General features: G+C 66.9%; 16 protein-coding genes. 6 read left to right on the top strand and 10 right to left on the bottom strand.

Going from position 1 to position 15,893, the window contains the following annotated elements:
- Positions 1–472: 472 nt before the first annotated feature.
- Positions 473–832 carry a hypothetical protein gene (locus tag ADJ79_RS14260; protein WP_156304093.1) on the bottom strand — a complete coding sequence of 120 codons (360 nt, stop codon included), beginning with the start codon at positions 830–832 and terminating at the stop codon, positions 473–475.
- Positions 833–904: 72 nt separating this feature from the next.
- Here ADJ79_RS14260 and ADJ79_RS07910 point away from each other — a divergent pair, with 72 nt between their 5' ends.
- From ADJ79_RS07910 to ADJ79_RS07885, 6 genes are all read left to right on the top strand, one after another.
- Positions 905–2,122, top strand: a complete 1,218-nt coding sequence (locus ADJ79_RS07910; RefSeq protein ID WP_050715504.1) for a class I SAM-dependent methyltransferase — start codon at positions 905–907, stop codon at positions 2,120–2,122.
- Positions 2,123–2,741: 619 nt separating this feature from the next.
- The gene (locus ADJ79_RS07905) at positions 2,742–3,155 is read left to right on the top strand and encodes a DUF2170 family protein (RefSeq protein ID WP_050715503.1); all 414 of its coding nucleotides are present in this window, start codon (positions 2,742–2,744) and stop codon (positions 3,153–3,155) included.
- A 49-nt stretch (positions 3,156–3,204) separates the two neighbouring features.
- Positions 3,205–3,957 carry a PspA/IM30 family protein gene (locus ADJ79_RS07900; RefSeq protein ID WP_050715502.1) on the top strand — a complete coding sequence of 251 codons (753 nt, stop codon included), beginning with the start codon at positions 3,205–3,207 and terminating at the stop codon, positions 3,955–3,957.
- A complete protein-coding gene (locus tag ADJ79_RS07895; protein WP_050715501.1) occupies positions 3,954–4,337 on the top strand; it encodes a hypothetical protein in 384 nt (127 codons plus the stop codon). Before ADJ79_RS07900 ends, ADJ79_RS07895 begins: the two co-directional genes overlap by 4 nt.
- 212 nt (positions 4,338–4,549) lie before the next feature.
- Positions 4,550–5,230 carry a hypothetical protein gene (locus ADJ79_RS07890; RefSeq protein WP_050715500.1) on the top strand — a complete coding sequence of 227 codons (681 nt, stop codon included), beginning with the start codon at positions 4,550–4,552 and terminating at the stop codon, positions 5,228–5,230.
- A gap of 58 nt (positions 5,231–5,288) precedes the next feature.
- Positions 5,289–7,421: a hypothetical protein gene (locus tag ADJ79_RS07885; protein ID WP_050715499.1), complete on the top strand. Its 2,133-nt coding sequence runs from the start codon at positions 5,289–5,291 to the stop codon at positions 7,419–7,421.
- Between the two features lie 273 nt (positions 7,422–7,694).
- On the opposite strand, the gene ADJ79_RS07880 is transcribed toward ADJ79_RS07885, so the two are convergent.
- From ADJ79_RS07880 to ADJ79_RS07840, 9 genes are all read right to left on the bottom strand, one after another.
- A complete protein-coding gene (locus tag ADJ79_RS07880; protein WP_050715498.1) occupies positions 7,695–8,645 on the bottom strand; it encodes a tyrosine recombinase XerC in 951 nt (316 codons plus the stop codon).
- A gap of 98 nt (positions 8,646–8,743) precedes the next feature.
- The gene (locus ADJ79_RS07875) at positions 8,744–9,583 is read right to left on the bottom strand and encodes a glycosyltransferase family 2 protein (RefSeq protein ID WP_050715497.1); all 840 of its coding nucleotides are present in this window, start codon (positions 9,581–9,583) and stop codon (positions 8,744–8,746) included.
- Between the two features lie 20 nt (positions 9,584–9,603).
- The gene (gene rfbC, locus ADJ79_RS07870; RefSeq protein ID WP_050715496.1) at positions 9,604–10,161 is read right to left on the bottom strand and encodes a dTDP-4-dehydrorhamnose 3,5-epimerase; all 558 of its coding nucleotides are present in this window, start codon (positions 10,159–10,161) and stop codon (positions 9,604–9,606) included.
- A 59-nt stretch (positions 10,162–10,220) separates the two neighbouring features.
- Positions 10,221–10,826 (bottom strand): GNAT family N-acetyltransferase, encoded by a 606-nt coding sequence (locus ADJ79_RS07865; RefSeq protein WP_050715495.1) that lies wholly within the window; start codon positions 10,824–10,826, stop codon positions 10,221–10,223.
- Positions 10,823–12,664, bottom strand: coding sequence for a hypothetical protein (locus ADJ79_RS07860; protein WP_050715494.1), 1,842 nt, complete (start codon positions 12,662–12,664; stop codon positions 10,823–10,825). The genes ADJ79_RS07865 and ADJ79_RS07860 overlap by 4 nt, the downstream gene beginning before the upstream one ends.
- Positions 12,651–13,049, bottom strand: coding sequence for a GtrA family protein (locus tag ADJ79_RS07855; protein ID WP_050715493.1), 399 nt, complete (start codon positions 13,047–13,049; stop codon positions 12,651–12,653). Before ADJ79_RS07855 ends, ADJ79_RS07860 begins: the two co-directional genes overlap by 14 nt.
- Positions 13,046–13,819 carry a WxcM-like domain-containing protein gene (locus tag ADJ79_RS07850; RefSeq protein WP_050715492.1) on the bottom strand — a complete coding sequence of 258 codons (774 nt, stop codon included), beginning with the start codon at positions 13,817–13,819 and terminating at the stop codon, positions 13,046–13,048. Before ADJ79_RS07850 ends, ADJ79_RS07855 begins: the two co-directional genes overlap by 4 nt.
- 4 nt (positions 13,820–13,823) lie before the next feature.
- Complete coding sequence (locus tag ADJ79_RS07845) at positions 13,824–14,747, bottom strand: glycosyltransferase family 2 protein (RefSeq protein WP_050715491.1); 924 nt, start codon at positions 14,745–14,747, stop codon at positions 13,824–13,826.
- A complete protein-coding gene (locus ADJ79_RS07840; protein WP_050715490.1) occupies positions 14,741–15,880 on the bottom strand; it encodes a DegT/DnrJ/EryC1/StrS aminotransferase family protein in 1,140 nt (379 codons plus the stop codon). The genes ADJ79_RS07845 and ADJ79_RS07840 overlap by 7 nt, the downstream gene beginning before the upstream one ends.
- Positions 15,881–15,893: the final 13 nt, after the last annotated feature.

Raw genomic sequence — 15,893 nt, 5'->3', positions numbered from 1 at the left:
CATTGGCGTGCTTTTATTCATCGCCATGCCCGTTTCCGGTATGCCAGGGCATTCGGCCAATGATTGGAGCATACAAACAAATATGGCGTATATAAGAACATATCAGCCTGTGCAGCATATGAGGAAATGGCGCGCGCATCACGTGAAAGAGTTTGCTCATGATCTGGCCATGAAGGGCGAAAGCGCGGATCGGGATCGGAAATGGGGATGGGCCGCAAGGTGTAAATCACAAACAGGCCTTACTGCTGCTGCCCAGCGAGGATTTGCAAGGCCACAGAGCGCCCGATTCCGCGCTTCTCACACCCACCGACAGATTGTGAACAGGTTTTAAAATGCTCGTACGGCGAACCTCCTGCGCTGCTTCAGCTGCGGGCCAATCCCGGGCAGCGGGCCCAAGGCCATTCCGGCCGCATGAAACGCTTGTTTTGATATGAGGCACATTCATGGCGGCATTCAGCAACCCGAAACTCCGTTACCGCAAAGAATGCCGCATCGACAATATGGCAAAGCCCAGGGCATAAATGATCAATGAACCGGCCAGCAGGCCAAGCCAAACAGGGTCGGCATTTTTTGCCCTGCCTTTTGCCACATGCATGAAAAAAACAACCCAGCCCGTGCTGCCCGCCAGAATAGGCAGCACCTGAAAAAGCGCCAGAAACCAAACCGGCACCTTGATATAATATGATATTAACAATAAAAAAAGCGCATAAACGACTATCGGCACAATAGGCAGGCATAAAATCAGCCACAGCAGCGGCCACAGGCATCCGGCAGGTTTCTCATGCTGATTTTCTGCGCCCTCTTGTCCGGTGTGTATATCTTCCTTGTTCATGATTTCGTTTTTGAGAAAATTCGCCCATGATTTTATATTGCTTGAGCTGATATTTTGAAATGATCTTTCCCAATGACTGAAAACAATCCCCTGCAAGAGCTGATTGCCAGGCGCATCGCCGCCGCTGGCGGCTGGCTGCCGTTTGATGAATTCATGCGTCTGGCGCTTTACGCGCCGGGCCTGGGTTATTACGCGCGGGGCGCACGCACGTTCGGGCTGGGGCCGGGCGATGGGAGCGATTTCGTGACCGCGCCGGAGCTTTCGCCCCTGTTTGGCCGCGCGCTGGCGGCGCAGGTGGCGCAGGCATTTGATGAAACGGGCGCGAGCGAAGTCTGGGAATTTGGCGCGGGCAGCGGGGCGCTGGCGGCCAGCCTGCTGGCGGAGCTGGAGCGGCTGGGGCGGCCCGCGCAGCGCTATGTGATCGTGGACATTTCCTCCGCCTTGCGCGCGCGCCAGCAGCAGCGCCTGGCCGCCTGGCCGCAGGTGCAATGGGCCAGCGCCCTGCCGCAGGCGCTGCGCGGCGTGGTCATTGGCAATGAGGTGCTGGATGCCATGCCCGTCAAGCTGCTGGCGCGCCTGGGGGGGCGCTGGCGCGAGCGCGGCGTGGCGCTCGCGCCAGCGCCCTGCATGCCCAAAACGCCGGAAACGCCGGAAACGCCCGTGAACAGGGCGCAGGCAGCTATCAAAACAAAAGCGAGCGCCATGCCGGGCGGTCCTTTCTTCGTCTGGCAAGACCGTCCCACAAACCTGCGCCCGCCTGTGGAACCCGAGGAAATGGACGCCAGCGAAAGCGAGCGCGGCATGGCGGCGGATGTGGTGACGGAAATCCACCCCCAGGCGCAGGCCTTCATCGCCACCGTGGCCGAGCGGCTGCGCGCGGGCGGCGCGGGCGCGGCGTTTTTCATTGACTACGGCTTTCCCGAAGCCGAGTACTACCACCCCCAGCGCCGCAGCGGCACGCTGGCCTGCCACCGCGCGCACCGCATGGACGGCGACCCGCTCAGCGCCGTGGGCGAGAAGGACATCACCGCTCATATCGACTTCACCGCCGCCGCACTGGCCGCGCAGGATGCGGGGCTGCACGTGCTGGGCTATACCTCGCAGGCGCATTTCCTCATCAATTGCGGCCTGCCCGCGCTGATGGAGCAGGCCAGCCTGCCCGAGCGCGCCGCCGCCATGAAGTTGCTGGCCGAGCATGAGATGGGCGAGCTGTTCAAGGTGCTGGGCCTGGCCACCCGCGAGTGGCCCGCGCTGGGCTTTGCTGTGGGCGACCGCACGCACCGGCTTTGAAGAAGGCGCGTTTTCCCTCTTTCTCCTCCTTCAGCGACGGCGTGCGGCCATGTCCATCTGGCCCGAATCGGGCGTGGTCAGGCTGCATGGGCGCGTTTCTGCGGGCCTGTCCAAAGTCTGTCCGTGGGCGCGAAAAAAGCACAGACTCGGGCGCTCTTGGACCTTGCGAATGCATCTTCGGGCCGCAAGCGGACAGTCAGGCCCGTTTGCGGTTTGCGCCTTGCTGCCCATCCCGGTTTGCGCTCCTCCCGGCCAGGCTCTGAACAGATTCCGGGAGAGCGGCAGACTGAAATGAGCGCACCGATTTCGCTCCTGAATTCATAGCTGCAGGTCCTGGTGAATATTGCGCTGGCAGGCATTTTTGCCGCCTGAATCTGCTCCTGTTTTCAATAAGACTGGGCGGAGCCGCGCCCGGCAGGGCGGCCAGACTGCAACCTCTGCCGCGCAGTCACGCGCGCTGCCACATCTCTTCATGTGTCTCTCCACTTGCGCGCGCTGCGAGGCGCGCATGTATTTTTTTTGCCTTTCAGATTGACATGCCATGTCAAAAATCGACATACTATGCCCGTTACGGGCCGCAACCGCCGCCTGCGCCAACCCTGAGGAGAGGAGAAAACGAATGACCTTGCTGGAGCAACTGAGCAACCTGGACGCGCTCACGTCCGTGCTGATGGGCGGCGCTGCCGTGCAGCTGCAGCCCATTGCTGGCGATGTGCCGGTGGTGCAAGTCAGCATTGAGGGGCGCGAGGAGCTGCCCATCTTCATCACCTGCTCTGACAGTCAGCTTCTGTGCCTGTGCTATCTGTGGACGGAAGCCGACATCCGCCCCGACCGCCGCGCCGAGCTGCTGGAGGCGCTGCTGGAGCTAAACCCGGCGGTGCCTCTGTCGTCTTTTGGCCGCGTGGGCGGGCGCTACGTGCTCACGGGCGCGCTGGCCCGCACGGCCCGCGCGGAAGACGTGGCCAATGAAGTGGCCGTGCTCTCCGACAACGCGCTGGACGCCCTGGGCGCGCTGGCCGACTACCTGAACTGACCCACCCGATCCGGCCACACCGGAAACCGCCCTGGAAAGGAGAAAACCCATGTCCGTCATCAAGAAACTCGTCACACTGCTGCGCGGCAGCGCCCGCGAACTGGGCCAGAGCATGGTCGATGCGAACGCCACCCGCATCTACGAGCAGGAAATCACCGACGCCAAAGCCAGCATCGGCCAGGCCAAGACCGAGCTGACCGGCGTGATGGCCCAGCAAATGCAAACCGCGCGCGAAATCGAGCGCATCAAGGCCGACGTTTTGCGCCACGAAAACATGGCCCTGCAAGCGCTGGACAAGCAAAAAGACGATCTGGCGCTGGAAGTGGCCGCCCGCGTGGCCGCGCTGGAAGCCGAGCTGCAAGCGCAAACCGAGGCGCACGCCGCCTACGCGCTGCAAGTCAGCCGCCTCAAAGACCTCATCCGCAGCGCCGAAGCCCGCGTGCGCGAGCACGAGCGCGAAATCGGCATCGCCAAAACCACCGAAAGCGTCTATCGCGCCACGCAAAGCATCTCCGAGAGCATGGGCGCCAGCGGCTCGAGGCTGACCAGCGCGCGCGAATCGCTGGAGCGCATCCGAAAGCGCCATGAGGAGCTGGCCGACCGCATGGCCGCCGCCGAAGAGCTGGACGCCGAATTCGGCCACCGCGCGCTGGAGCGCAAGCTGGCCGAAGCAGGCATCGGCGAAGACCCGAAAGTCAAGGCGCAAGACGTGATGGCCCGCCTGCGCGCGCGCCGCGCCAGCCTGGCCCTGCCCGCCCCCGGCGCGGCCGGCCCCGCAGACGCCGGAGCCAGCGCCGCATGAGCGCCGCCCCGAAAAACGCCCCGCCAGTGCAAAAGCCCCCGCGCTGGCAGGGCAACGAACAGGCGCTGCGGGCCGTGCAAGTGGCGTTTGACGTGGAAGAGGCCGTGATGGAAGCCATCCGCGTGGCCGCCTTTCACGGCAACGTCTCCACCTCCACGCAAATCCGCCAGGTGCTGGGCCTGCCCGTGCCCGCCCGCCCCAAGCGCCCGCGCCTGACCGTCACCCTCAGCGAGAGCGACTACGCCCTGCTGGCCAGCCGCTACGGCCTGAAGCCGGACGACCGCCTGGGCATCAAGGAAAAAGCCACGCGCGAGCTGATGGCGTTCGTGCCGCCCCAAATGCCCCAAATGGCGAAACCCGGCGAAAAGAGCGGTTCATGAAGCGGCCAAGCGTCCGGCCGCTTTTCAGCGCCTGTTCTCTGAACGGCTTTTCGGGCCCCAATCAGCGTTTTGTCCTAGTGAAACCTGCGCAGGCCGCTATCGTTTCAAGAGCGCACGGCAGCTTGGGCGGCCCAGCGGCTGCGGCGGCTTGCCTGCCTTGATTTCGGCATTACGCATTACATTTCGCAGCGTCATTCAACATCTTTTAGCCAATGTCTTCCCTGTTTGCCGCCCTGACCTCGTTTCCCGCCGTCGTCTATACCGTGCTGCTGGGCGTGGTGCTGGTTTACTGGCTGCTGGCCATCATCGGGCTGGTGGATTTCGAGGCGGGCGCGGATATGGACATTGGCGCAGACGCGGCAGATGCGGGCGATGCGGGTGATATCGGCGATGCGGGCGATGGCGGGCCGGAGGGCCTGAGCGGCCTGGCCGCCTGGCTGGTGGCGTTCGGGCTGAACGGAGTGCCGTTTTCCATTGTCGTGAGCCTGCTGGCGCTGGTGGGCTGGTTCCTGACCGGCATGGCCAGCCTGACGCTGCTGCCGCTCGTGCCTGACGCCCTGCGCTGGGCGGCGGGCGCGGGCGTGCTGCTGGCGGCGGCGGCGCTGTCCATCGTGATTGCCGCGCAGCTGGTGCGGCCCATGCGCGGGCTGTTCGTCACGCATCGCGCCATCAGCAATGCCGCTCTGGTGGGGCAGGTGTGCAAGGTGCTCACGGGCGTGGTGGACGAGCGCCAGGGCCGCGCCGAGGTGGCGCAGCGCGGCGCGGGCATCAACATCCGCGTCTGGGCGCCCGCCCCCAACAGCCTGCGGCGCGGCGACGCGGCGCTGATTACCGAATACGACCCCGCCCGCCAGCGCTACCGCATTGACGCGCTGCCGCCCGATCACGCCTGATTTCTTTCCTTTTTCTTCCACCCGCGGCCCCCGGCCTTTTCCGCATCCAGAGTCCGTCATGACCGAATCCACCCTGCTCATCCTTTTTGCCATCGGCGCGCTTGCCGTCCTCATCCTGGGCGCGTTCGCCATGTTCGCCAAGTTCTACCGCAAGGTAGAGCAAGGCACGGCCATGATCGTCAATACGCTGCGGGCCGCGCCGGAAGTCACGTTCACGGGGCGCATGGTCTATCCCGTCATCCACAAGGCGGAGCTGATGGACATTTCGCTCAAGACCATCGACATCGACCGCTCCGGCGACCAGGGCCTGATCTGCCAGGACAACATCCGCGCCGACATCAAGGTGAAATTCTTCGTGCGCGTGAACCAGACCAGCGAAGACGTGCTGCGCGTGGCTCAGGGCATCGGCTGCGCGCGCGCATCCAACCAGCAGACGCTGGAAGACCTGTTTTCCGCCAAGTTCTCCGAGGCGCTCAAAACCGTGGGCAAGTCGCTGGACTTCGTGGACCTGTACCAGGCGCGCGACCGCTTCCGCGACAAGATCATTGAGCAAATCGGCGACGACCTCTCCGGCTACGTGCTGGAAGACGCCGCCATTGACTATCTGGAGCAAACCCCGCTGGCCAAGCTGGACGCCACCAACATTCTTGACGCGCAGGGCATCAAGAAAATCACCGAGCTGACAGCGGTCGAACACGTCGTGACCAACGAGCTGCGCCGCAACGAGGAAATGCAGATCAAGAAAAAAGACGTGGAAACGCAAGAAGCCCTGCTGGAGCTGGAGCGCCAGCAGGCCGACGCCACCGCCCGCCAAAAACGCGAAGTGGCCGCCGTGCAGGCCCGCGAAGAAGCCGAAACCGCCAAGATCCGCGCCGAAGAGCAGACCCGCGCCGATCTGGCCCGCCTGCAAGCCGAGCAGCAAGTGGCCGTGCAGCAGGAAAACGTGCAGCGCGAAAAGGAAGTGGCCGAAAACAACCGCAAGCGCGCCGTCGTCATCGAGCAAGAGCGCGTGACCCGCGCCAAAGACCTGGAAGTGGTGGCCCGCGAAAAAGAAGTGACCTTGCAGCGCATCGACGCCGACCGCGCCGTCGAATTGCAGAAAAAGGCCATTGCCGACGTGATACGCGAGCGCATCGTGGTCGAGCGCACCGTGGCCGAGCAGGAAGAAGCCATCAAGGAAGTGCGCGAAGTGGCCGAAGCCGACCGCACCGCCAAGGCCACCGTCATCACCGCAGAAGCCGCCGCGCAGGAAAAGCTGGTCATGGAAGTCAAGGCCGCCGAAGCGCAAGAGCGCCGCGCGCGCCACAAAGCCGCCGAAGAGCTGCTGCTGGCCGACGCCCGCCTGAAAGTGGCCGAGCGCGAAGCCGAAGCCAAAAAGCGCGAAGCCGAAGGCGTGGAAGCCCTCAGCGCCGCCCCCGGCCTGGCCGAAGCCAAAGTGCAAATGGCCGCCGCCAGCGCCCATCTGGCGCAAATGGAAGCCGAGGCCAGCGGCACGGAAAAAGTGGGCCGCGCCCAGGCGCAAGTGACCGAAGCGCAGGCGCAAGCCGAAGCCGTGGGCCTGCGCGCCCGCATGCAGGCCGAGGCCGATGGCAAGGAAAAAATCGGCCAGGCCGAGGCCAGCGTGCGCACCGTCGAAGCCGAAGCCCTCACCCGCACGGGCGACGCCGAAGCGCACAACATCGACGTGAAATTCAGCGCCGAAGCGCGCGGCCTGAAAGAAAAATTCGAGGCCATGAAGGCCATGAGCGCCGAAACCCGCGAGCACGAGGAATACCGCATGCGGCTGGAGCGCGCCCACATCGAGGCCATGAGCGCCATCGAAGCGCAAACCCGCATTGCCAAAGAGCAGGCCCAGGTGCTGGGCACGGCGCTGGGCAAGGCCAACATCGACATCGTCGGCGGCGACGCGGCCTACTTCGACAGCTTTGTCAAATCGCTTTCCGTGGGCAAAGGCATCGACAGCGCCATCGCCAAGAGCCAGACGCTGCAAACCGCCTTCAAAGACCAGCTCGAAGGCAAGCGCGACGTGCTGGAAGACCTCAAGCAGCTTCTGGGCGCCGCCGGCCAGTCATCCAGCCAGCTGCAAAGCCTGGGCGTGACGGCGCTGCTCACCAAGATAGCCACCCAGGGCAGCGACGCCGAAAAAGACGCCTTGCGCACCCTGCTGGGCAGCCTGAACCGCCAGAGCTGACCGCCGCTGGCGGCAGGCCGCGCGCCGTCCGGGCGCAGGCCGTGAAGCAGGCCGTGAACGGGCTGAAGGAATGGCTTATTTAGCTCCTTTAACCATAGCATGAGGTCCTAGTGGAATCTGCGCAAAGCAGTATTCCAGGCCCTCATATTTGCTCCTGTTTTCGAAGCCACCGGGCAGGCAGCGCCGACCTTGGAAGCCTGTTCAGCGTCTGGCCGTGAGGGGCGCAGATCATGAGCAGGTTCTGAAGCCCGCTGGCCAGGCCGTGGGCCGGGCCTACTTGCGGCGCTGGCCCGCGCGCGGGTGCGCGGCGTCGTACGCCTGCGCCAGATGCTGAAAGTCCAGCCGTGTATAGACCTGCGTGGCGGCGATGCTGGCGTGGCCCATGATTTCCTGCACGCCGCGCAAGTCCTGGCTCGATTGCAGCAGATGGCTGGCAAAGCAGTGGCGCAGCATGTGCGGGTGCAGGCTGGCGGATGCGCCCGTGAGAGCGCCCCGGCGCTTGATGCGCAGCTGCACCGAGCGCACGCTCAAGCGCGTGCCGTGGCGGCCCAGAAAAAGGGCGCGCGCGGCATCTTCGCTGGCGGGAGCAACTTGCCCGCGCACAGCCAGCCAGCGGCGCAGCGCCTCAATGGCCTTGCGGCCCAGCGGCACGCTGCGGCGCTTGCCGCCCTTGCCCAGCACCTGCACTTCAGCGGCAGGCAGATCAATCCAGCCCTGGCCGCCTTGCCAGGCCGCGTCGCTGGCGGCCACGTTCAGGCCGGTGAGTTCGCTCACGCGCAGGCCGCAGCCGTAGAGCAGCTCGAAGATGGCGGCGTCGCGCGCCTCGTGCCAGGGGCTGTCTTGCGGCACGCTGGCATCAGCCAGACGCACGGTTTCATCCACCGGCAAGGCTTTGGGCAAGAGGCGCTCGCGGCGCGGCAGGCGCAGGCCCTGCGCGGGGTTGGCGTCCGCCAGCCCATTGCGGCCCAGCCAGGCGTAAAAGCCGCGCCAGCCCGAGAGGATGAGCGCCATGCCGCGCGGGCTGCGCCCGGCCGTGCGCATGCGGGTCACCCAGGAGCGGATCTGCGCATGCCGCACGCGCGGCAGCGGCGTGCCCGCCTGGGCGGCGCTGTCGCCCAGCAGGCGCAAGGCGGCGGCGTATGCCTTCAGGCTGTTGTCGGCCAGGCGCTTTTCGTGGCGCAGATGGTCAAGGTAGCGGGCAATGAGGTCGGCGTCGGCTGACATGGTGTTTATTGCTTCTGAATCAGGAGCAAATTTAAAGCACGAAAAACGGCTGAAGTCCTTTGTGAACGGGCGCTGCAACTATCAATAGAGGAGCGAAATCAGCCCTCTTTTCCGCTTGCCTGCATGCGCCTGTAGCTGGCGTAAACCGGTGAGGTCCAGAGCCGCAGCAGGCTGCACAGGTGCCAGGCCAGATAGCGGCCGCTGCGGTGGCTGGCGCGCTGGGCGGCGTGGATGACGCTGGCGCCGCCGGCGCGGGCCAGCCGCCAGCCCGCCAGTTGCAGGCGCAGGCAGAAATCCACGTCTTCGCCATACATGAAGTAGCGCGTGTCAAAGCCGCCCAGCTCGCGCCAGGCTTGCGCGCGCACCAGCCAGAAAGCGGCGTTGCTCCAGTCAGGCGCGGCATCCGGCCCGGGCTGCCCGGGCGCCGTGCCGCAGCGCAGCCCCAGGCGGCGGCGCGCCTGCCACCACGCGCGCGCGGCAATGGAGGCGGGCGTGGGCAGCAGGCGTTCGTGGTCTTGCGGCAGGCCATCGGCGCCCAGCTGGCGGGGCCACACGCACCCGGTCTGCGGCTGGGCCAGCGCCTGCATCAGGGCGGGCCAGGGGTTGCCAAGCAGGGTGACGTCAGGGTTGAGCACGGCGAAAGCGGCCTGCGCGCCAGCGGCCTGAGCAGCTTGTGTGGCCCAGAAAGGCTCGGCATGGCGGGCGAAGGCCTGGTTGTGATTGGCTCCAAAGCCCTGCGGCCGGGCATTGGCCTGCACCACCAGATCAAACGGCCAGGGCTGCCGCCCCGCAGCGGCCAGTTCCGGTTCCGGCAAATTGAGGGTGAGCACCACGCGCATGGGCAGCGGCGGCTGCATCTGGCTTGCCTGGCCTATCTGGCGCAGCAGGGCCAGCGCCTGCTCGCCGTGGCCGTGGCTGACGATGGAAACCACCAGCATGCGGGGGCACTCCGCCGCTTTCAGGCAAACGTTTCAGCCTGGGCCAGCGCGGGGGCCGCGCGGTCTTTTTCCGACAGCAGCGGCTCGGCGATGCCATGCGCGGCCAGGGGCCAGTCCACGCCGATGGCCGGATCGTTCCAGGCCACGCCGCGCTCATGCTCCGGCGCGTAGTAATCCGTGGTTTTGTAGAGGAAGTCGGCGGTGTCGGACAGCACCACGAAGCCGTGCGCGAAGCCCGGCGGCAGCCACAGCTGGCGGTGGTTGTCTTCGCTCAGCTCCACGCCCACCCATTGGCCGAAGGCGGGAGAGCTTTTGCGCATGTCCACCGCCACGTCAAACACCGCGCCGCGCACCACGCGCACCAGCTTGCCCTGCGGCTGCCGGATCTGGTAGTGCAGCCCGCGCAAAACGCCCTTGCGGCTGCGGCTGTGGTTGTCCTGCACGAAGCGGACATCCAGGCCCGTGGCCTGGGCGAAAGCGCGGTGGTTGTAGCTTTCGGAGAAAAAGCCGCGCGCGTCGCCAAACACGCGCGGCTCCAGAACGAGCACGCCCTCAAGGGCGGTTGGAATGACTTTCATGGTGGGCTTTCAGGGTAAGAGCCGGTTCACAAGAGCTGTCTGCGCCTTGCAGCCCATCATCACTGGGCCGCGTTTTCGCCCTTCATGGCCAGATCATGAACAGGCTCCAAGACGCGGATGCCGTCCGGCAGGTAGCGGCGGTATTTTTGCAGCGCGGCCTGCAAGGCGGCGGGCGGCAGTTCATATTGATAGTGGCCATTGGCCGCGCCCGTGCGGTGCGCGCCGAAGTTTTCATGAAAGCGCCAGACGCTGGCGTTTTCCTGCCGCACTTCAAACCAGGCGGAATCAAAACCCAGCCAGAGCGCGTAGTGATAGACCATGAGCGCCGATTCGATGCCGCAGCGGGCAGGCAGGCCAGGCAGCAGCAGCCACGATCCCCAGCAAAAGGCCGTGCCGCGCGCGTCATACAGGCGCACCGTGCCCAGCGGCGCGCCGTTTTGCCCATCGGCAATGACGAAATACGCCTGCCCCTGGCTGCCTGCATAGCGGCGCAGCCAGTCCACCTGCGCCTGCACTTGCGGCGGCACGGCGGAGAGATGGCGGGCGCGCACGGGGTCGCTGCGCAGGGCATGGATGAAGGGGGCGTCAGCCTCGCAGGCGTCGCGCAAAAGCAGCGTGCGGCCTTGCACGCAGCGCGCTTTGCGAATGACGGGCAGTGCAGTCATGGCGCTTTCTCCGGCAGCAGGCAGGCCACACGCAGCTCGTCCACGCGGAATTCGCCCTGGCCTTCCAGCGGATCCAGCCGCAACTCCGGCTCCAGCCCTTCAGGGCTTTCGATCACGAATTCGATCAGGGCGGCGCGCTCGCGGCTGGCCGCATAGGGCTTGCGCACGGAACGGCCTTCTTCAAATCCGGCCTGCCCGCGCAGGCGGTAGAAAAGCTGCGCCACACCGCTTTGGCCAGCGCGCAGCAGGGCCTGCACGCCCAGCACGCGGCATGCCGCAGCGCGGTCTGCGGGCAAGGCCAGCAGCAGCTGCGCGTCGCCCAGCCCTTGCAGCCAGCCATCTTCCAGCTGCCGTGCCTGCTGCCACCGCATTTGCCCAGGCTCCAGGCGCAGCATTTCGTGCCCAAAGCCATCCCGCCCGGCAATGGGCAGATAGCGCACGAAAGAAGCGCCCACGCGCCGCGCATGCAAATAGGCGCGCGTGAAGTCGGTGATGCCCACGGCGTCAAACCCCGGGCACAGCACGGGCTGGCCGCTGCCCAGCTGGCGGGCCAGGCAGCGAATTTCACCGGCGCGAAAGGCCGAGGCGCTGCGGTAGTAGGCCGCCACGTCAAAAACGCCGCGCGCGGCTGCCAGCGCCAGCGCCGCCAGCAGCAGCGCCGCCAGCGCGCGCGCGGCGCGGCGGCGCAAGGCCACGGCCAGCGTGGCCGCCAGCCAAGGCGGCAAAAGCGTGGCCCAGAAGAAATGAAAACGCCCATACGCCAAACGGAACAGGGCGGCGGCGCCTTGCTCGTCAGCGCCGCGCAGCCCCGCGCGCCCCAGGCTTACCAGCGCCAGATAGGCCAGCACCACAGCCAGCAGGGGCAGCCAGACCAGTGCCAGCCGCCTGCGCCGCGCCCCGCCAGCTGCCCAGGCGCCCCGCAAGGCGAAAGCAGCAGCGGCCAGCAGCGCCAGCGCCAGCAGCGCCACCCAGGCCGCCTCCAGCGCCAGCGATTCAAAGCCGTGTCCGCTGGCGCGCCCCAGCTTGCCCGCCATGAACCACCAGAAATCGCCCTCGTGCGGCCAGGTCAGGCGCATGGACTGGCCCAGGCTGTCCGCCCCAGGTTTGCGCGTCAGGCCCATCTGCAACGCCGTGGTCAGCAGCCCCGCCAGGGCCAGCGCCGCGCCGCCGCTCATGCCGCGCGCGCGCAGCGCCTGCGGCGGCATGCGCCAGGCAAGCAGCCACCAGCCGCCGCCCATGACCAAAGCGCCCACAGCGCCCGACACGTAGGAAAGCCCCGCCAGCAGCCCCAGGGCCAGCACGCCCGCCAGCTGCCAGCCGCCAGCTGCCGCATCGGGCCGGGCGCGGCCAAAGTTCAGCCAGGCCGCCCCCAGCAGCGCCAGCAGGGGCAGGGCCTGGTGATAGGCCAGGTTCTGCTCGCCCCAGTAGCTGCCGGACTGGAGCATGAATACCGTGAAGGCGAACGCCAGCGCCTGCCAGACCGGCTGGCGCAGCGCCCAGCCCAGCAGCCGCCATTGCAGCCAGAGCAGGCCGCCCAGCACGCCCAGCATGGAAAGCGTCTGATACGGCAGCGGGTTGCCGCCCAGCCAGCGCTGGGCCAGGGCGTCCAGCGCCAGCCCCACGGGCGCGATGGTGTTGTTGGCGGCTTCAAACAGGCGCGCCGGGGCAAGCGAAGTGGTTTGCTCCGTGTTGTAGGCCCGCCAGTCGTCCAGAAACGGCAGGTCCGTGCCCCAGCGCAGCCAGGCCAATACATTGGCGGCCAGCATGAATAGCGGCAGCGCCACGCAGGCGCGCGGCAGGGCCTGGCGCAGGCGGGCAAGGCAGTCAGCGCCGGACATGGGGTGTGAATATCCAGCGCTGCAAAACGAACATGAGCGGCGCAACCGCCAGCGCAGCCGCCAGCGGCGCAGCCCACTGCGGGCCATGCAGCGCAGCCACCCAGGCCTGCACCACGGCCAGCCCCAGCCCCAGCTGCAGCAAATGGCTGGCCGCCACCCACAGCAGCGAAAAAGGCCGCCCCGGCCGCGCGAACACGGCGTGGCGCAGCAATGCAAACGACAGGGCAATGCCCGCCACGAATGCCAGCACATAGGCCGCGCGGTAGTCCATCGCCTGCAGCAGGGCCAGATACAGCGCGTAGCTCGCCAGCGTGTTCAGCCCGCCGGCCAGCAAGTAGCGGACGCTTTCGCCAGCCAGGCGCGCCGCGCCCTCGCCCGCTTTCATGCCAACTCCTTTGCCAGCGCGAGGAATTCGCCGTAGTCGCGGATGTAGTCCGCCGGGTCGTAGGGCAGCGAAGCCAGCACAAGCAGCATGGCCCCTTCGGAATAGCGGTACTGCGTGCCCCACACCATGGGAGGCAGATGCAGGCCCAGGCCGGGGCTGTCCAGGCAGAACTCTTCGCGCTGGCGGCCATCGTCCACCCGCACGCGCACGGAGCCTTTGACGGCCATGAGGAACTGCTCGCACTGGCGGTGCGCGTGCTCGCCGCGCACTTCCGCATTGGGCACGTTGTAGATGAGAAAGCTGCGCCGCACGACGAAAGGCAGATCGCGCCCCAGCTCGGCAGCGCACAGGTCGCCCCGCATGTCTTGCACTTCGCGCAGCCGGTACAGGCGCACGCCCCGCACGGCGCTGGCCAGCGCGCCGCCGCGCGCCGCAGGCGGCGCCTGCCAGTGCGCTGGCGTATCCACATAGCCAGCGATGGTGGCCGCTTGCGCCTGCACGATGGCGCGCGGCGGCACGTGGCGCGTGACGACGGCCCCCGCTTCGATGCGGGCCTGCGCCCCCACGCGCACGCCAGCAGCAACCACCGCGCCTTCACCCACCCGCGCGCCCGCGCCAATCACTGCGCCTTCACCCACGCAGGCCGCAGCGGCCAGCACACAGCCCGCTTCCAGCACGGCTCCAGCGGCGGCCACGGCCAGCGGCCCCGCGCTCACACCCGGCTCCACGCGGGCCAGGGCCAGTTGCGCGCTGGAATGGATGTTTGCCATGCTCTCAAAACCTTTGCACGCGCAGCGCCAGCGCCTGCGGGCGCTGCTTGGTGTTTTCATAGGCGCGCCAGGCGTATGCGCCAACGATGCCCAGGCTCAGGAGATTGAGCGCGCCGAAAAAAAGAATGACGATCAGCGTCATCGCATAGCCGGGCACGTCAATCCAGCCCATCAAGCGGCCCACGATGGCCGCGCCGCCCAGCGCCAGCGCCACCAGCACGCCCAGCCCTCCGGCGCGCACCAGCAGGCGCAGGGGCAAGTCGGAGAAGGCAAACACGCTGTCAGCCAGATAGGCCACTTTCTTGCGCCACGTCCAGGCCGACTGGCCGTGGCGGCGCGGCAGGCGCACATAGGGCACGCCAGCGCGCCTGAAACCCAGCCAGAAAATCTGCGCGATGAGTGAGCTGCGGCGCTCTTGCAGCGCCAGCAGGGCATCGCGGAATGCGCGGTTGCACGCGAACACATCCACGCCTCCCGGCGGCATGTCGGCCACCACGTAGCGGCGGTACAGCGCCCAGAACAGCTGCGACTGCCAGCGCTGCCACCATGGGTCGTGCCGCATGGCGCGCTCGGCGATCACCACATCCGCCTGGTCTTGCTCCAGCAAGGCGAGCATTTGCAGCGCCAGCTCTGGCGGCTCTTGCAGATCAGCCGCCATCACGGCGAAGAAGTCGCCCGCTGCCAGCTCCAGCCCCATGCGCACGGCGGCAAATGCGCCGAAGTTGCGCGTGAGCAGAACCAGCGTGGCCCGCAGGCCCGTGGCGGGCAGGCGCTCCTGCAAGATGGCATAGCTGCGGTCGGGGCTGCCATCTACCACCAGCACCACTTCCAGCGATCCGGCAAGCTGGCCGTTCATGTCTTGCAGCGCCGCCAGCAGATCGGGCAGCGACTCCTCGTTTTTGTAAACGGGCACGATCAGGCTCAGCATGCGCCCCCCTGGCTGAAAAAGGCCCGAACCGCTTCTGTCACGCGCCCGATTTGCGCTGGCGACAAGGCCGGGTGGCACGGCAGCGAAATCACTTCAGCGCATGCCGCCTCCGTCACAGGCAGGGCAAACGCGCTTTCAACGCGGCGAACCGGCTGGCGATGGTCAGCGATGGGGTAGTGAACTTCGCAGCCCACGCCCTGCGCCAGCAGATGGGCGCGCAAGGCATCGCGCCGGGGCGTGCGCAACACGTACAAATGGGCCACGTGGCTTTCATCCAGCCCGGACGGGCAGCGCACGGGCAGCCCGGCAAAGGCGGCGTTGTAGTGCGCGGCCACGGCACGGCGCGCGGCGTTGGCGGCATCCAGAAGCGGCAGCTTCGCCAGCAGCACGGCCGCCTGCAATTCGTCCAGGCGGCTGTTCATGCCGCCGGGCAGGGCCACTTCGTATTTGCGCTGCTGCCAGCCGTATTGCCGCAGGGCGCGCAGCCGCCGGGCCAGTGCGCCGTCAGAAGTGGTCAGCGCTCCGCCATCGCCTACGGCGCCCAGGTTCTTGGTGGGGTAGAAGCTGAAGCACGCCACATTGGCCCATGCACCCGCCTTGCGCCCGCCCAGAATCGCGCCGTGGGCCTGCGCCGCGTCTTCCACCAGCGGCACGCGTGCCTGGGCGCACAGGGCCGCCAGCGCGGGCATGTCCGCCATCCGCCCGTAAAGGTGCGTGGCGATGACGGCAGCGGGCTTGTCTGCCCCGCGCAGCGCTTGCGCCAGCGCGGCGGGCGCAAGAGTCAGGCTGTCTTCGTCCACTTCCACGTACTGCGGCGCAGCGCCTGTCTGGGCAATGGCCGTGCTGGCGTAGTAACCCGCATTGGCCGCCGCCGCCACGCGCTGGCCTGGCCCCACGCCCAGCGCACGCAGTGCCAGCGTCAGCGCATCCGTGCCGTTGGCCACGCCAATGGCATGCGCCGCGCCCACGTAGTCGGCAAAGGCGGTCTCGAAGGCACGCACCTGGGGGCCAAGCACGAATTGCCCCTGCTCCAGCACGCGCTGAATGCAGACGCTCAAATCAAGGCCAAAGGCAGCCCCTTGCGCCGTAAAGAAAGGCACGGCATCCGGCGTAGCGGGCGGCGGGCAATGCATGGTGGCGAGCTGC

Source organism: Ottowia sp. oral taxon 894 (assembly GCF_001262075.1).
GTDB lineage: Bacteria > Pseudomonadota > Gammaproteobacteria > Burkholderiales > Burkholderiaceae_C > Ottowia > Ottowia massiliensis.
The sequence above is the reverse complement of the archived record's forward strand: the minus strand, read 5'-3'. Positions and strand labels throughout refer to the sequence as shown.

Coding starts and splice junctions, on each gene's coding strand:
- ADJ79_RS07860 (WP_050715494.1), bottom strand. CDS start 12,664: ATGTCCGGCGCTGACTGCCTTGCCCGCCTGCGCCAGGCCCTGCCGCGC.
- ADJ79_RS07910 (WP_050715504.1), top strand. CDS start 905: ATGACTGAAAACAATCCCCTGCAAGAGCTGATTGCCAGGCGCATCGCC.
- ADJ79_RS07880 (WP_050715498.1), bottom strand. CDS start 8,645: ATGTCAGCCGACGCCGACCTCATTGCCCGCTACCTTGACCATCTGCGC.
- ADJ79_RS07855 (WP_050715493.1), bottom strand. CDS start 13,049: ATGAAAGCGGGCGAGGGCGCGGCGCGCCTGGCTGGCGAAAGCGTCCGC.
- ADJ79_RS07865 (WP_050715495.1), bottom strand. CDS start 10,826: ATGACTGCACTGCCCGTCATTCGCAAAGCGCGCTGCGTGCAAGGCCGC.
- ADJ79_RS07850 (WP_050715492.1), bottom strand. CDS start 13,819: ATGGCAAACATCCATTCCAGCGCGCAACTGGCCCTGGCCCGCGTGGAG.
- ADJ79_RS07845 (WP_050715491.1), bottom strand. CDS start 14,747: ATGCTGAGCCTGATCGTGCCCGTTTACAAAAACGAGGAGTCGCTGCCC.
- ADJ79_RS07885 (WP_050715499.1), top strand. CDS start 5,289: ATGACCGAATCCACCCTGCTCATCCTTTTTGCCATCGGCGCGCTTGCC.
- ADJ79_RS07895 (WP_050715501.1), top strand. CDS start 3,954: ATGAGCGCCGCCCCGAAAAACGCCCCGCCAGTGCAAAAGCCCCCGCGC.
- ADJ79_RS07875 (WP_050715497.1), bottom strand. CDS start 9,583: ATGCTGGTGGTTTCCATCGTCAGCCACGGCCACGGCGAGCAGGCGCTG.
- ADJ79_RS07890 (WP_050715500.1), top strand. CDS start 4,550: ATGTCTTCCCTGTTTGCCGCCCTGACCTCGTTTCCCGCCGTCGTCTAT.
- ADJ79_RS07840 (WP_050715490.1), bottom strand. CDS start 15,880: ATGCATTGCCCGCCGCCCGCTACGCCGGATGCCGTGCCTTTCTTTACG.
- ADJ79_RS07905 (WP_050715503.1), top strand. CDS start 2,742: ATGACCTTGCTGGAGCAACTGAGCAACCTGGACGCGCTCACGTCCGTG.
- ADJ79_RS14260 (WP_156304093.1), bottom strand. CDS start 832: ATGAACAAGGAAGATATACACACCGGACAAGAGGGCGCAGAAAATCAG.
- ADJ79_RS07900 (WP_050715502.1), top strand. CDS start 3,205: ATGTCCGTCATCAAGAAACTCGTCACACTGCTGCGCGGCAGCGCCCGC.
- rfbC (WP_050715496.1), bottom strand. CDS start 10,161: ATGAAAGTCATTCCAACCGCCCTTGAGGGCGTGCTCGTTCTGGAGCCG.